Origin of the sequence: Planomicrobium sp. YIM 101495, assembly GCF_009707665.1 — a bacterium.
Taxonomy (GTDB): domain Bacteria; phylum Bacillota; class Bacilli; order Bacillales_A; family Planococcaceae; genus Planococcus.
Window position 1 is genome coordinate 1,707,798 of the sequence record NZ_WLZW01000001.1, and the last position, 14,945, is coordinate 1,722,742.

19 protein-coding genes are annotated in these 14,945 nt (G+C 49.9%); 8 read left to right on the forward strand and 11 right to left on the reverse strand.

Annotated elements, in window-relative coordinates; all coding sequences use genetic code 11:
* The first annotated feature begins 62 nt into the window (after nt 1-62).
* Entirely contained in the window at nt 63-965 is a 903-nt protein-coding gene (locus GIW82_RS08295; RefSeq protein WP_370456140.1) for an acetamidase/formamidase family protein, read from the forward strand.
* A gap of 103 nt (nt 966-1,068) precedes the next feature.
* Nucleotides 1,069-2,085 carry an SEC-C metal-binding domain-containing protein gene (locus GIW82_RS08300; protein WP_154749366.1) on the forward strand — a complete coding sequence of 339 codons (1,017 nt, stop codon included), beginning with the start codon at nt 1,069-1,071 and terminating at the stop codon, nt 2,083-2,085.
* Nucleotides 2,086-2,192: 107 nt separating this feature from the next.
* On the opposite strand, the gene GIW82_RS08305 is transcribed toward GIW82_RS08300, so the two are convergent.
* Together GIW82_RS08305 and GIW82_RS08310 are read right to left on the reverse strand one after the other, a co-directional pair.
* Nucleotides 2,193-2,378: a hypothetical protein gene (locus GIW82_RS08305; protein ID WP_154749367.1), complete on the reverse strand. Its 186-nt coding sequence runs from the start codon at nt 2,376-2,378 to the stop codon at nt 2,193-2,195.
* 288 nt (nt 2,379-2,666) lie between these two features.
* On the reverse strand, nt 2,667-3,149 hold the full coding sequence (locus GIW82_RS08310; protein WP_154749368.1) for an acyl-CoA thioesterase: 483 nt from the start codon (nt 3,147-3,149) through the stop codon (nt 2,667-2,669).
* 92 nt (nt 3,150-3,241) lie between these two features.
* Here GIW82_RS08310 and GIW82_RS08315 point away from each other — a divergent pair, with 92 nt between their 5' ends.
* Nucleotides 3,242-4,048, forward strand: a complete 807-nt coding sequence (locus tag GIW82_RS08315) for an AAC(3) family N-acetyltransferase (protein WP_154749369.1) — start codon at nt 3,242-3,244, stop codon at nt 4,046-4,048.
* 36 nt (nt 4,049-4,084) lie between these two features.
* Here the strand turns inward: GIW82_RS08315 and GIW82_RS08320 are convergent, their stop codons facing one another.
* From GIW82_RS08320 to adh, 4 genes are all read right to left on the reverse strand, one after another.
* Nucleotides 4,085-4,690: a Fic/DOC family protein gene (locus tag GIW82_RS08320; protein WP_154749370.1), complete on the reverse strand. Its 606-nt coding sequence runs from the start codon at nt 4,688-4,690 to the stop codon at nt 4,085-4,087.
* Nucleotides 4,683-4,871, reverse strand: coding sequence for a hypothetical protein (locus tag GIW82_RS08325; RefSeq protein WP_154749371.1), 189 nt, complete (start codon nt 4,869-4,871; stop codon nt 4,683-4,685). Before GIW82_RS08325 ends, GIW82_RS08320 begins: the two co-directional genes overlap by 8 nt.
* A 130-nt stretch (nt 4,872-5,001) precedes the next feature.
* The gene (locus tag GIW82_RS08330) at nt 5,002-5,364 is read right to left on the reverse strand and encodes a DUF779 domain-containing protein (protein ID WP_154749372.1); all 363 of its coding nucleotides are present in this window, start codon (nt 5,362-5,364) and stop codon (nt 5,002-5,004) included.
* 19 nt (nt 5,365-5,383) lie between these two features.
* On the reverse strand, nt 5,384-6,904 hold the full coding sequence (adh, locus tag GIW82_RS08335; RefSeq protein ID WP_154749373.1) for an aldehyde dehydrogenase: 1,521 nt from the start codon (nt 6,902-6,904) through the stop codon (nt 5,384-5,386).
* Nucleotides 6,905-7,108: 204 nt separating this feature from the next.
* Here adh and rluF point away from each other — a divergent pair, with 204 nt between their 5' ends.
* The gene (gene rluF / locus GIW82_RS08340; protein ID WP_154749374.1) at nt 7,109-7,816 is read left to right on the forward strand and encodes a 23S rRNA pseudouridine(2604) synthase RluF; all 708 of its coding nucleotides are present in this window, start codon (nt 7,109-7,111) and stop codon (nt 7,814-7,816) included.
* 12 nt (nt 7,817-7,828) lie between these two features.
* Nucleotides 7,829-8,545: a DUF6904 family protein gene (locus GIW82_RS08345; protein WP_154749375.1), complete on the forward strand. Its 717-nt coding sequence runs from the start codon at nt 7,829-7,831 to the stop codon at nt 8,543-8,545.
* 46 nt (nt 8,546-8,591) lie between these two features.
* Here GIW82_RS08345 and GIW82_RS08350 read toward each other — a convergent pair whose 3' ends face one another.
* The 5 genes from GIW82_RS08350 to GIW82_RS08370 form a co-directional block, all read right to left on the reverse strand.
* Nucleotides 8,592-8,891 (reverse strand): cupin domain-containing protein, encoded by a 300-nt coding sequence (locus GIW82_RS08350; RefSeq protein WP_154749376.1) that lies wholly within the window; start codon nt 8,889-8,891, stop codon nt 8,592-8,594.
* Between the two features lie 109 nt (nt 8,892-9,000).
* A complete protein-coding gene (locus tag GIW82_RS08355) occupies nt 9,001-9,723 on the reverse strand; it encodes an amino acid ABC transporter ATP-binding protein (protein WP_154749377.1) in 723 nt (240 codons plus the stop codon).
* Nucleotides 9,724-9,735: 12 nt separating this feature from the next.
* Nucleotides 9,736-10,401, reverse strand: coding sequence for an amino acid ABC transporter permease (locus GIW82_RS08360; protein ID WP_154749378.1), 666 nt, complete (start codon nt 10,399-10,401; stop codon nt 9,736-9,738).
* Between the two features lie 18 nt (nt 10,402-10,419).
* Entirely contained in the window at nt 10,420-11,253 is an 834-nt protein-coding gene (locus tag GIW82_RS08365; protein WP_154749379.1) for a transporter substrate-binding domain-containing protein, read from the reverse strand.
* Nucleotides 11,254-11,330: 77 nt separating this feature from the next.
* Complete coding sequence (locus GIW82_RS08370) at nt 11,331-12,170, reverse strand: MurR/RpiR family transcriptional regulator (protein WP_154749380.1); 840 nt, start codon at nt 12,168-12,170, stop codon at nt 11,331-11,333.
* A 218-nt stretch (nt 12,171-12,388) separates the two neighbouring features.
* On the opposite strand from GIW82_RS08370, the gene GIW82_RS08375 reads away from it, so the two are divergent.
* From GIW82_RS08375 to GIW82_RS08385, 3 genes are read left to right on the forward strand one after another with little or no spacing between them, the layout of a single operon-like run.
* Nucleotides 12,389-13,141 carry a carotenoid biosynthesis protein gene (locus tag GIW82_RS08375; protein ID WP_154749381.1) on the forward strand — a complete coding sequence of 251 codons (753 nt, stop codon included), beginning with the start codon at nt 12,389-12,391 and terminating at the stop codon, nt 13,139-13,141.
* A complete protein-coding gene (locus GIW82_RS08380) occupies nt 13,138-13,815 on the forward strand; it encodes a lysophospholipid acyltransferase family protein (RefSeq protein WP_154749382.1) in 678 nt (225 codons plus the stop codon). Before GIW82_RS08375 ends, GIW82_RS08380 begins: the two co-directional genes overlap by 4 nt.
* Entirely contained in the window at nt 13,803-14,915 is a 1,113-nt protein-coding gene (locus tag GIW82_RS08385) for a glycosyltransferase family 2 protein (RefSeq protein WP_230309256.1), read from the forward strand. The genes GIW82_RS08380 and GIW82_RS08385 overlap by 13 nt, the downstream gene beginning before the upstream one ends.
* Nucleotides 14,916-14,945 lie beyond the last annotated feature (30 nt).

Here is a 14,945-nt window from a genome sequence, read left to right on the forward strand (position 1 = left end):
TTTTGCGAACTGTAGTTGGTCTTGCTACAATAGATGAAACAATCAAAAAAAGGAGCGATAGCGTGAAATCATTAGCGAAGGACCAAGCAATCTATGCATTTTCTTCCCATCATGAACCGGTGCTGTATGTGCAAGTCGGAGACACTGTCGAAATCGAGACTTACGACTGCTTCACAGACCAGATCCAGTCGGCCGAGCAGGAAGTGACAGCCATCGACTGGGATGCCATCAATCCGGCGACCGGGCCGATTTACGTGGAAGGTGTCGAAGCGGGTGATTTGCTCAAAGTGCGGATCGACAAACTTGAAATCGGCACGCAAGGTGTCATGGTGACTGGTCCTGAACTCGGCGTCATGGGCCATCGCTTAGAGGAAATGACATCTAAAATCATTCCGATCCGTGACGGCAAGGCTTGGTTTTCCGAGAAAATCGGGCTGCCGCTCAATCCGATGATCGGCGTCATCGGTGTCGCTCCTGAAGGGGAGCCGGTATCGTGTGGAACGCCTGGATCTCACGGCGGCAATATGGATACGAAATGGATCACAGAAGGTGCGACGCTCTACTTCCCGGTCCATATAGACGGTGCTTTGTTCGGTCTTGGCGATTTCCATGCCGCGATGGGAGACGGCGAAGTGAGCGTGTCAGGCATTGAAGTTCCAGGGAAAGCGACGGTCACGTTCGATGTCGTCAAAGGCCACCGATCCGACTGGCCGCTTCTGGAAAATGAGCATGGCATTTACTTGCTTGTTTCTGCGCTTACATTAGATGAAGCAATCAAGATTGCGACCGAGGAAATGATCGACTTGCTGCTGCCGCATACCGAGCTGTCGGTTTCTGATCTGACGATGCTCATGAGCGCAGTCGGGGAAACACAAATCAGTCAAGTGGTCGACCCGCTTGTCACCGCTCGCTTCTTCGTGCCGCGGCATTTGCTTGAATCGCTCGGTGTCGTGTTATTCGACTAACCGAAATCCCTTTTGGTCACAATGCGTTTTCTGTCTGAATCATCGGACTTTTGAGCCTGAGCGCATTCTGTGATACACTCAAGAAAAATGTAGGTGAAGAAGAATGGTAGGAAGAAATGATCCTTGCCCATGTGGCAGTGGTAAGAAATACAAGAAATGTCACGGCAAAGCACAAACCGTTTCTGTAACGGATTTGGTCAATGACGAGCTATTCAAAGTCCGTCAATTGTTCTTCTCGGAGAACCCGGACCAGCAAGAACTGCAAGCATTCCGTACACATCAGCAGGAGTGGCAGCCACGCCTGATGCAATCCATGGCTGAGCAGGATGCACAAGCATTCGTCATCGAAAACTACTTGTTCATGAAGCGTCCAGAGCTCTGGCAGGAATTTTTGGTGAAACAGATTGAACAAGCACAGCGTCCGACGACGAAGAACGTCTTGGAAAGCTGGAAGGATGTCACTGTTTTCCTTGGGGAATACGTAGAAGGAGATGTCGAAACGGCTCAGTTCAAAGATGTCTTCAGTGATAAGACGTATACGATGAACGACCAGCCTCCGACGGATATGGAAGATGGCCAAGGCCTTCTTGCCATTCTGTTGCCGGATCCACGCGCTGGCGAAAACGGCGCGTTGTTCTTGAACGGCTATTTGACAGTCGTCGGTGAATTCGGACCATTCATGGAACGTCTGAATGCTGCGATGGGCGATGTAACTGATAAAGAAGCATACTTGCACGATCATTACTTGGAAGTTGTCGAAATGATCGTCAAGTACTCTGCAGGCACTGTGGAAGATTCGATCGAATTCGCGCCTGAGCACGAAGCGGTCATGAACGAATTGCAGAAACATATCGAACAAGCGGATTTCGACGAAGAGACCGTCGGGAACATCACAAGCATCATGAGCAGCTACTTGACGAGCCAGCAACCATCCGTCCAGAAGCCGGAAGCACTTGTTGCAGGATACTGGCGCTTCTTGCAGGACCACGAACTGATCAACGGTCCGATGCTTTCTGCGAAAGATTTGAGTGAGAAGTTCGCAGTTTCTTCAAGCACGATTTTGAAACGCTCGAAAGAATTCGCAGCATATTTCGAAGAGCTACTTGGGAAAAACGCTTAATATAAGCCGAACAAAATGAAACACCTCCAAAACAACGCTTGCATAAGCTGAAGTTTCGGAGGTGTTTTTTGTATTGGTCAAACGTTTAAGATCAAAAAACTGCTCTTTTAGAGCAAGTCGAGGTCTTGATAGGCAGATTGGTAAGGTCCGTTGTCTGTCACTTCTGAATGGTAAAGTGCTTTTAAGGCGAAATTCTTTTCCAGGTCCATGTCCTTCATCAGTGTTTTCAGACGCGTTTTCAGCTCCGGATTTTCACTGACGAGACGTTCCATCTTCGATTTCGTATATTTCATGATGCGGTCGCTCCTTTCTATTGCTGTTGCTATTGTATCATCTCTCTTGCTTTTGTTATTCCTTTTCCGCAAAAGCCGAAACACTTCGGCCTGCCTGTTGCCACAGCCGTAAGGAACGGAATTATCCACAGTTCTTGCTCCCGAAACTTATCCACATGTTGTTTTTTTCCCCATACCCCCTTATCCACAGCCTCTTCGTCATTTCAAGTGAACCGAAAAGTTCATTGGAAAATATAAATTCCCTTGAAAACAAAAAAGAGTTCCGGTGACTCCCGGAACTCTTTTTTTTCACGATAATCTCGGTGCTTTGACGCGGTTCTTCCGATATTCCCGGCGCGCAGGGGCTGTTTCGAAAAACTGTTTTTCCCCAGCGGATTCCGGTTTGACCGGCGGCACTTCAACAGGTTTCCCGTCGTCGCCCATCGCAACAAGTGTCAGGAACGATTCGGTTGTTAGCCGCTCCTCGCCCGTCTGCAAATTCTGAGATTTCACCCGCACGTATACTTCCATTGAAGTACGCCCGGTCGAAGTGACATTCGCTTCAAGCTCGAGTACATCCCCGACATGCGCAGGTGACAGGAAATCAACCGAGTCGATGGATGCAGTGACGACAACTCTTCTGCCTGAATGCTTCATTGCAGAAATACCGGCGATTTCGTCAATATATGCGAGCACTTTGCCCCCGAAAATCGTATCCATGTGATTCGTGTCAGGCGGCAAGACCAAACGCATTTGAATGGCTTGGGACTCTTTCATCGGCTTCGCTTTCATTTTCACCAGCTCCTTTCTTTCCATGCTAGCCTGCCAAAGGCGAATCTGCAATAAAAACATCTATGCTATACTCGAAAAAAGGGGGCTTTCCAATGTCTGAATTATTATCCATTTTGAACACACCTGCATTCCAATCAAAAGAAACGTTGAAGCAGCAAATGAAGGAACTCGGCTTCGGTGCGGGTGATCACCTCATCGTCCATTCCTCCTTGAAGGCGATGGGCTGGATTGCCGGCGGGGCGCAAGCGGTAGTCGAAGCACTTCTTGAAACCGTGTCAGCTGAAGGTACTGTCGTCATGCCTGCTCAGTCGTCCGACAATTCCGATCCGCGCTATTGGATGGAACCGCCCGTCCCGGAAAATTGGCACGACCCTATCCGTCGCGAGTGGCCGGCCTATGATCCCCATCTCACTGCGCTTCGCGGCATGGGGAAAGTCGCTGAATGCTTCCACCGCCATCCGGCGACAATCCGCAGTACGCATCCAGCCCATTCCTTTATTGCGCAAGGGAAATATGCGGCGGAATGGATGAGCGAACAGCCGCTTGAAGATTCGTTCGGGGAAGGCTCTCCGCTCGCCAAAATGATGCAGCATGACGTAAAAATCCTGCTCATCGGGGTCGGGTTCGATAGCTGTACGGCACTCCATTATGCCGAGTATGCACAGGAGAAAAAGACATACTCTCCGCAAGGCGCAGCGATGACAATCGCCGGCCAGCGCCAGTGGGTCGAGTTCGACTGCTTAGATATGGATGCTGACCGCTTCCCGGAGCTCGTGAAAGACTATACCGGACACATCCGGACAGGGGCGCTCGGCCAAGCCGACGTGAAGATTGCCGACATGCGGTCGCTTGTCGAATTCGGCATCGGCTGGCTGGATCAGCATCCGGTTGTTTCCTGAAACTAAAAAGACGTTCACGCCAGGTCCACACGCCTGTCAGTGATCGTCTTTTTGTTTCGATATGATTTCGTCCAATAATTGTTCCAGTCGATCATTATTCGAATTGAATGAATCCACAAATGCATTGATGATTTCAGCCGTGCCGGGAATTTTCTCCCAATCCAGACGGTAGCCAGCATTTGCCGCCAATTGTCTCGCAAATTCCCGCACGGTCCGTCCATTTCCTTCCCGAAATGGATGCAGCGCATTCAGTTCAGAGAGAAAATACGCGAGCCGCTCGATGAAAAGAGGCCGCGGCAAGTTTTTCAAGTACTGCTCCGAAGCCAGCTCCTCAAACACTTTCGTCAATTGCGCATCAAGATGAGTCGGGTGTGCAAACGTGGAAGAGCCCTTTGAAATCATCTCTTCACGGAGCTTTCCGGCAAATGGATAAATATCCTGGAGGATCCACCGGTGAATTTCGAGGAACGCTTCCCGGTCAACCGGATCGTACAGCGGACTCACCGCCAGTTCAGAGAGTCGATAGACGGAATAGACTGCTTCGATTTCTTTCAGCTTGTCCTCATCATACAGCTCAAAGTGATTGATCAAGACGTCCGTTCCAGGATAACAATACATCGAGGTGTGCTGATATTTAGACATTGAACTTCCGCTTTACAGCTAAATGAAATTGGTGTTCGGACGTTTCGCCGGTCAATACGGAATGAACGATTCTTTTTGTCTCTGCCGTCACATGAAACCCTTCGGTAACGAGGGAGTGTGAGGCATAGGAAATCGCCTGTGAAGCGGATTTTCCGGATACGCGCAAGCTTATTTTCGCCAACGGAATGACCACCTTTCCTTCATCTATTATACCATTTTCAGCCCTCTTCTTCCATTTCCGGACGCCTTTCCCCTCTCTTTTTTCAAATAAAAAAATCGGCAAATCGAAGCGATTTGCCGACCTTCCTCATTCAACTTTTCACCTGCAACCCTTCCAGCTCTTCCGCTGTGAATGCACGCGAACGTGTAAGGAAACGCTTGCCTTCCACGCCTTCGAGCGAGAACATCCCACCCCTTCCTTCGACGACATCGATGATCAATTGCGTATGGCTCCAATAGTCAAATTGGTTCTTGTGCATGTAGAATGGTGTATCTCCGATTTCCCCAAGCTTAACATCCTGACCCCCGAGGAATAGATCTCCTTCCGGATAGCACATCGGCGAACTACCGTCACAGCAGCCGCCAGATTGGTGGAACATGATCGGCCCATGCTTCGCTTTCAGGAATTCGATCAATTCGAGTGCTGCATCTGTTGCAATGACTCGTTCGACCATTTCCATCACTTCTTTCTTTTTAGAAGAATCCTTGCTTGTCTTCGCTGTAGCTGACGAGCATGTTCTTCGTCTGCTGGTAATGATTGAGCATCATCAAATGATTCTCACGTCCGAAGCCTGACATTTTGTAGCCGCCGAATGCTGCGTGCGCCGGGTATTGGTGGTAACAGTTCGTCCAGACACGGCCTGCCTGGATGCCCCGGCCGAAACGGTACGCTGTATTCGTATCGCGCGTCCAGATCCCTGCACCAAGTCCGTAAAGCGTATCATTGGCAAGCTCCAATGCTTCTTCCTTCGTCTTGAACGTCGTGACCGACACGACCGGTCCGAAGATCTCTTCCTGGAAAATACGCATTTTGTTGTTCCCTTTGAAGACGGTCGGTTGAATGTAGTAGCCTTCTGCCAAGTCCCCTTCAAGCATGTTTCGTTCTCCGCCTGCCAGCAGTTCCGCGCCTTCCTGCTTCCCGATATCCAAGTAGGACTGGATCTTCTCCATCTGCTCCTTCGATGCTTGTGCCCCCATCATCGTTTCCGGGTCAAGCGGGTTTCCTGTCTTGATCGCTGCGACACGCTTCAAGACACGCTCCATGAAGGCATCGTAAATATCTTCCTGGATCAATACACGGGATGGACATGTACATACTTCTCCTTGGTTCAAGGCGAACATAACGAATCCTTCAATTGCTTTGTCGAAGAAGGCATCATCCTGATCCATGATGTCCTTGAAGAAGATGTTCGGCGATTTCCCGCCCAGTTCGAGCGTTACCGGAATCAAGTTTTGTGAAGCGTACTGCATGATCATGCGGCCTGTCGTCGTCTCTCCTGTAAATGCGATTTTGGAAATCCGCGGACTTGAAGCGAGCGGCTTGCCTGTTTCCAGCCCGAAGCCGTTGACGATATTGAGGACACCTGGCGGCAGCAGATCACCGACGAGTTCAGCCCACACAAGAATACTGACTGGTGTCTGCTCAGCTGGCTTCAAGACGACACAGTTACCCGCTGCAAGTGCCGGCGCGAGCTTCCACACTGCCATCAGTAACGGGAAGTTCCACGGAATGATCTGTCCGACTACGCCGAGCGGCTCATGGAAATGGTAGGCGACCGTGTCATTGTCGATCTGGCTCGTCGTCCCTTCCTGTGCACGGATAGCCCCTGCAAAATAGCGGAAGTGGTCGATCGCAAGCGGCAAATCGGCGTTCAATGTCTCACGCACCGCCTTGCCGTTGTCCCAAGTTTCTGCAACTGCCAGCATTTCCAGGTTCTCTTCCATCCGGTCCGCAATCTTCAGCAGGATGTTCGCCCGTTCTGTCGTCGATGTTTTGCCCCATGCGTCTTTCGCTGCGTGTGCAGCATCAAGTGCCGACTCTACGTCTTCAGCTGATGAACGCGCAACTTTCGTGAACACTTTTCCATTGACCGGTGAAACGTTCTCGAAATATTCTCCGCCAGCCGGTGCTTGCCAACCGCCGTTGATGAAGTTATCGTATTGCTCCTTGAAGCTTACTTTTGAACCATCTGTGTTCGGCATTGCATAAACCATTCTCTCATCTCCCTTTCCATTATCTGTTCGACCGGAATGAATACGCTTACATAATACCCACTCTTAAGCGCTCTTTTCAGTCGTCTTATTTCTATATTGTCAAATTCATCGGAAAATTGCAACTATTAGAAACCAATTATTTCTCTTTCTTCCCTTTGGGGTATAATAGGGACAGAAGCATCTTTAGCAGAAAGGGTTTTTTCTATGAGAATCAATAAATTTTTAAGTGAAACAGGAATTACTTCACGGCGCGGAGCCGATAAGTTCATCGAAGACGGACGTGTAACAATCAACGGCAAGCCTGCCGAGCTCGGCAGCAAAATCGAAGAGGGCGATCAAGTTCACGTCGATGGCAAGCTTGTCAAACAACCGAAGCGGCAATACGTCTATTTGAAATTGAACAAGCCGGTCGGCATCACAAGTACGACAGAGCGCCACATCAAAGGGAACATTGTAGATTTCGTCAACCATTCGGAACGGGTCTTCCATATCGGGAGGCTCGACAAGAATTCGGAAGGCCTCATCTTGATGACGAATGATGGAGACATTGTCAATGAAATTTTGCGTGCCGAAAACGAGCATGAAAAGGAGTATATCGTGACGGTCGACAAGCCGGTCACTGATGAATTCCTTCGTAAAATGGAGGCTGGCGTAGAGATTTTGGATACGATCACTTTGCCGGCGAAAGCGACCAAAATTTCGCGCTTCACGTTCAAGCTGATCATCCGGCAAGGATTGAACCGGCAGATCCGCCGCATGTGCACAGCTCTCGGCTATGAAGTGCGAAAACTCAAGCGCATCCGCATCATGAGTATCCACCTCGGTGATCTGGCAAACGGCGAATGGCGTGATTTGACGAAAGAAGAACTAGCAGAACTGTTCAAAGAACTCGATTATCAACCAAAACGATAAGGAGGTGGTCGCATGCTGACCATTACGGCAACCCCAAACCAGACAGGTGTAAAAGTAAGCGGGGATTACTTTGATCTCGACGAACTGAACCAAGCACTCTACAAAGTGCTCGGACCAGAAGGGAAATACATGGGTTACGAAGGAAGTCGGATGCGCATCCTCGGCGTCTCTTATGAAATCCGCCATGCTGCACAAGGCGACCGCAATATCGAATTCATCTTCAACGGCTTGAATGAGCATGCGAAAAAGAAAAAGGGCATGATCGTGCCGGATAAGAACATTTACTATTCCGCTGAAGTGCTGTGGCCTGAGATCATCTACACTGCCATCGCGCTGAAGGATTTCACTCAGCTCCACCTGAAAGAAGCTGGTGGTACGCAGTGGGATCCGCTGCTTCATGTCATCACACGCTTCCAGGCAATCGTTCTTGATTGTCTGCAAGGGCATGTGCCTGAAGAGGAATATAAAAAAGTGCTGGAAGCATTCCAAGCCGCTCCGACCGTGCATGACTACGCCATCCAGTACGTGGACTTCCTGAACTTGCGCTACTTGGACATGACGAAAGGACAGCGCGAAAAGAGCCTTGGTGCGATTGCCTTTAAACTCGCAGTGCATGATCAGGACTACACAGCATTCCGCAAGCAGGTCCTGGCTGCCGCGGAGCCTACGAAAAAGCCGATCCATGAAATCGCGATCAATCTGGAATACCCGGAAGGGATTGAATGGTAAAAAAATAGCGCAGGAATGGGTGTCCATTCCTGCGCTATTTCTTTTATCAGCGGCCGGTCTGAATCAGCAGGAATTCGCTGTCCTCTTCCGCGTGCACGCTATGTAACTGTTCCGGTTCAATGTAAAGGACGTTGTCTGGCGCCGCATTCACCCGTTCCCCATCATGCTCGAAGGAGACGATGCCTTGCCGGACGACGATCATGACGTCTTTCTTCGATGAATGCTCTTCCATTCCTTCACCTTTTTGCAACTGTACTGTTGTTACAAGCGTCTTCTCGAATTTCAGTACTTTGCCGAAGTGACGCTTTTTCTCACCCAGCAATAGAGGGGTTTCAATCAACTTCATAGCTATCCCGCCTTTTCAATAGGATATCCGTGCTTTACCCGTGCTGCTCCCCGGAGAAACTTCACAGTCGGCAAAAAGAAAAGGAGCCGGCGCAGACGCCAGCTCCCTCTTATTCCACCAATTGAATGAATTGGCGCGTCCGTTCATTTTGCGGATTTTCAAAAAATGTCTTCGGATCCGCAGACTCGATGATCCGTCCTTCATCGATCATGATGATGCGGTCCGCAACTTCCTTCGCGAATTTCATTTCGTGAGTGACGACGACCATCGTCATCCCTTCCTTCGCCAATTGCTTCATGACCTGCAGCACTTCCCCGACAAGTTCCGGGTCGAGCGCCGAAGTCGGTTCGTCGAACAGCATCACTTTCGGCTCCATCGCAAGCGCCCGCGCGATGGCGACACGCTGCTTCTGTCCTCCGGAAAGCTTGCTTGGATAGACGTCAGCTTTATCAGCAAGCCCGACTTTCTCCAAAAGCTCGTGTGCTTTTTTCACAGCTTCCTCTTTTTTCTGTTTCTTCACGATGACCGGTGCTTCGATGATATTTTCCAGCACGGTCTTGTGTGGGAACAGGTTGAAATGCTGGAACACCATTCCGACTTCCGCACGGATATTCGCAAGCTTATTTTTCTTCGGATCGATCTTCAGACCGTCGATCGTAATCGACCCCGAATTGATCATCTCCAGAAAGTTGAAACATCTGAGAAGAGTACTTTTCCCTGATCCACTGACGCCGACGAGAACAACCACTTCTTGAGGTTTCACATGCAAATCAACACCTTTAAGCACTTCCAGGTCGCCGAAGGATTTGTGTATTTTTTCTCCGATTATCATGTTTACTCCTCCTTAGGCTTTGTCCACATCGAGTTTATTTTCATACCATCTGACAATGTACGTGAAGATCATTACGAGAACCAAGTAATAGAAACCAACAACAATGAAGGTCTCAAATTGCTTGAACGAAGCGGCAGCTGAACGGTTTGCCACCGAAAACAGCTCCGCTACCCCGATCATCCAGACGAGCGACGAGTCTTTCAGAGCGATGATGAATTGGTTGCCGAGCGGCGGGATCGAACGCTTCAGCGCTTGCGGGAAGACAATTCTCCGCATCGTCTGGTTGTTCGTCATGCCAAGTGCCCGGCTTGCTTCTGATTGGCCGACATCGACGCCTTGGATGGCACCACGGAAAATTTCGGCGATGTAGGCACCGTTATGGATTCCGAGTGCAATGGCCCCTGCCCAGAAGTTATCAAGAATGATAATTTGCGTAATCCCGAAGTACAGGAACATAATTTGTACCAGTAGCGGTGTCCCGCGGATGATGGTGATGTACAGATTCGCGATACCCTGTAGGATTTTGGATTTCGATATTTTCATCAATGCGAAGAATAGACCCAGCACTGTACCGAGAACAATCGAAATCGCTGTTAGTTCGAGCGTGATGACAACGGCTTCCAGAAAGCCGGGATACGTCGTCGCAAAAATATCAAAAATCGTTTTTAACGTCTCCATGGCGATTCTCCTCTCAGCTTAGCGCAGAATTTCAATTCCTTCTGTCTCCACTTCGAGAAGGTTAGTGCCGAACCATTTTTCGGAAATTTCCGCATACGTTCCGTTTTCAATGATGGCATCAAGTGCTCTGTTCACTTCTTCCAATAGCGCTGTATCTTCCTGACGCACTGCTACTGCAGCTTCTTCAATCCATAGGTTGTCGCCGATGTCCTTGATGGCAAGCCCTGCGTTCTGTGCTTCGAATCCGACAACGTCAGCTGTGATGACCGCATCTACACGCCCTGGCACCAAGTCCTGCAAAGCAACGACGTCACTGTTGTAGTACTGGATATCATCCGTATATTCTTTTGCTGCTGGTTCGTATGTTGTCTGAGCGACGATCCCGATTTTCTTGCCTTCGAGGTCTGCAGCTTCCGTGATGTCCGTATTGTCTTCAGAAACCCAGATCTTCCCGCCGGACAGGTAATAAGGATCTGAAAATGCAACTGTTTCTGCACGCTCGTCCGTAATCGCCATCGATCCGAGGATGACATCGAACTTATCGCCGATCAATCCTTGGATGATCGTTTCGAATGGGTTCGTCACCGGGTTATGCTCTAGCCCCATCTCTTCCGCCAAAGCAGCACCGATTTCGATATCGAAACCAGTCAGTTCGCCGCCTTCTTCATAGTTGAAAGGTTTATACAGTCCACTTGCAGCTGTTGTGAACTTCCCTTCCTCCAGCAGGTTCAATTCGTTTTCGCCCTCTGTGCCTGATCCGTTCGAATTATCGGTTGAGTCATCGTCCCCACAGGCTGCCATAAGCATTCCTGCTGTTAGAATTACACCTAGAAATTGTAGCTTCTTCTTCATGTCTCTCTCCCCTTTTTTCGTTTTATTGACCAAAGCGCCGTGGCGTTTCGGATGTTCCAGTAGTTTGGGCATTTCTTCTAGAGAAAAACGTTCCGTTCCTTAAAAAGCACTTCCGCCTTTTCCAGATTCGCTTTTACTTCAGCATGTTGTTTGACGTAAATGAATCGCATAAGTGAGGTCAGCAATGCGTGGACTGCTGTATAGGAGCCGATATTCAAGTTCGAATCGACTGCCACACGCAATGCGATGTCCGCGTAGGCAGCTGCCGGAGAATCGTCGGGATCGGTCAGGATGATGATGTACGCACCCTTTTCCTTCGCCATGGCGAGTGTCTCGAGGACAGCTCTCGTGTAGCGCGGAAAGACAAGGGCGACCATGACGTCACCTTGTTCGAGGCGTGACAAGGATTGATAGTATGTAGATTGATCCGGCATCAAGACATCTGTATGATTCAATGCCCCGTTTAACCAAGTTGAAAACCAACTTGCCAGGCCCTCATCAAAAAAATTACTTGTCACATATACTTTGTGCGCTTCGCTGATCCGATCCACGGCATGCAGGAGGGTTTCCTCATCGATCACTTGCTTCAACTTATGGATGTTCGCAATGTCCGAATCCAGCAGCTTGCCAAGAAAAGACTGGCCATCTGAATCTGCTGAAACTTCCTGGACTTGCTCGATCCGTTCTTCTGCCAGCTTCCGTTGTAGCACATGCTGGAATTCCGCGTAGCCCCGGTAGCCGAGTTTCTGCGTCCACCGGATGACGGTGGACTCGCTCACTTCCACTTGTCTGCCGACTTCAAGCGCAGACGAGAAGGCGAGCACGATAGGTTTGTCGAAGAACAACTCGGCCACTTTTTTCTGGCCAGAACTGAAATGTTTATAAGAATCCGAAATGATTCGCAGTAATTCCTGCATTTCTCACGTCTCTCCTGTCGTTTTGTGCCCAAATACTTTTGGCAAGTATAACAAAGCGCAGGAAATCCTGCAAACTCAATTCTGAACATTCCATTTTAATTGACTTGATTTATAATTCCCTTTCTTCCCTCTTCTTTTGATTTCAAAATCCCTTAAATCATTGGTGAGACTTCTTTTCGTGTATAATATTTATATAAGGGAAACGGAGGGAATAGACTATGCGTTTCGAAAATGGTGTCTTTAAATTATTTATTTTTTGGTACATAATCGGTGTTTTACTTCTAAGTTTCGACTTGCTTCCATCATGGCTTGAATGGGCGAACGCCGTTTTCCTCATTCTCGCAGGAGCATTGGGCGCTTTGTACTTCATGCGCCGGTTCGGAATAGGCATCGGCCTGTCGTTGAGCGCCTTCATCTTCATCTCGACTTTCATCGTCGAAGGCGCCGGTGCCAAAGCCGATTTCCTATTCGGTTCTTATGATTATACGGAACGTTTTGCACCGAACTTGTTCGGTGTGCCAATCGCCATCGGCTTCGCCTGGATCATGGTCGTAGCAACAAGCCATGTGGCAGCACGCTGGATCTTTCCAAAAGGCGGCATCCTGTATGCTGCTGCGGGAGGAATCGGTGCTGTCATCATGGATCTCATCATCGATCCAGTCGCGTATGAAGTGAAAGGATATTGGATTTGGGAAGATACAGGCTGGTATTACGGCATCCCTTGGACCAACTTCTTCGGCTGGTTCGTCGTGTCGTTCGTCCTCCACTTCCTCATCGATTTGCTGATGAAGCGAAAAGGTTGGGACATCAGCGGGGGCGTTCCTGAAAAACGGATGCTGCTCTTGTATGGACTGATGATCGCCATGTTCATCCTGCTCGGCTTGATCAACGGCCTGTACTTAGCAGCAATCGGCACGACCGTCCTGACAACAGGTTATTTGGCCTTAGCCTGGAAGAAGAGGCCGGTATGATCACGGCGAAGAAATCGAAGCCCTTCAAGTACGGCTTCTCTCTCGTGCTCTTGCCTCTTTTCAAACGATCGTTCCACCGCCTGCTTGGACAGAAACTGTCGGAACCTCCAGACAAGCCGGTCCTCTTCATCGCGAACCATAGTTCCTGGTGGGACGGACTGCTTTTCTTCCTGTTGAATGAACGGATCTGGCGGCAGGATATCCATATCATGATGGACGAAGCAGGGCTGCAGCGCTTTCCATTCTTCCGCTGGCTCGGTGCATTTTCAGTCGATCGGACGCGACCGAAAGATATCATGGAGTCGCTCCGTTATGCGAAAGCGTTATTGGATGACGGGAAATCCGTCATCCTGTTTCCGCAAGGTGCGGAGCAGCACTTGGAGACGCGCCCGCTCACGTTCCAGAGCGGCGTCACATATTTAATGGAAAAATGTCCGGATGTCCCGGTCGTGCCGATCAGTTTCTATTATTCATTCGGACGCGAGCGCAAACCGGATGTCTGGGTCCACCAGCATCCACCGCTCAGCCTTGCCGATTTGGAAGGGACGACGCGCACCGACAGGACAGCAGCTTTGCAAACGCATTTCACCGCTTTGCTCGATGCGCAACGAGAAGATGTGATCGTCGGGAATGATCAGGCGTATAAGGAACTGGCGGTGAAATGGAAATGGTGATAGCCATCTATTCACTCGTCCTTGCTGCGTTCATCTTGTGGACGGTGGGCAACCGTGCGTTCATGCCTTCACTTCCTGCACCTTCATTCGCCGGACAACCGCCGAAGATTTCCGTCCTTGTTCCGCTGCGGAATGAAGAAGAAAATGTCGAGACACTGGTCGCCGCCTTGAAAGGGGCGGATTATCCGCAGCTGGAGTTTCTGCTGCTGAATGATGGATCGGAAGACCGGACGAACGAACTGCTGCATGCGGCGACGGATGGAGACGGACGCTTCACTATTTTACAAGGCACTCCGCTTCCGGATGATTGGATCGGGAAAGTCCATGCATGCCACCAGTTGCAGCAAGCCGCGACCGGTGACCACCTGCTGTTCATCGATGCCGATATTTCCTTCACGCCTGAAGCCATCAGCCAGTCTTTGACATTGGCGGATAAGACCGGTGCAGCTCTCGTCACCGGCTTTCCGGCTTTTCAAGTGCCGCCATTCCTGAGCAAGCTGCTCGTGCCGATGCTGCATTTCGTCATCCACTTTCATTTACCGCTCGTATTCGCCAACTATTCCCGGTACCCGCTCGCTTCGGCAGCTAATGGCATGTGGATGTTCTTCGAACGGGAAGCTTATATGGAAATCGGCGGTCACGCGTCCGTGAAAGACTCGCTCGTCGAGGACGTCCACTTGGCTCGCCGCCTGAAGCAACACGGGAAACGCGTCATCCTTGCCAATATCACCCGGTCCGTAACTTGCCGTATGTACACGAACAACCCCGACGTATGGGAAGGGTTCTTGAAGAACAGCTTCACCGGCATTGGCCGATCGTCTTTTCTGGCACTTTTCCTGACACTTTTTTATACAACTTTTTATTTTGCACCACTTCCGCTCGCTATCGCTGGAATTTTCACCTTCCGATGGCTTTGGTGCGTGCCTTACCTCTTGATCGTCCTTCAGCAGGCATTCGTTATGTATGTGACGCGGCAACAACTTCGTCTCGCATGGTTGATGCCGCTTCAGGCAGGCGCCATGATTGCCGTTTTGCTCACGGCGATGTGGAAGCACATAAGAAAGCAGCCTTACAGCTGGAAAGGAAGAAAGTACTCCTAGACCTTAAAGGAAAGGATGTGAACGCGCGTT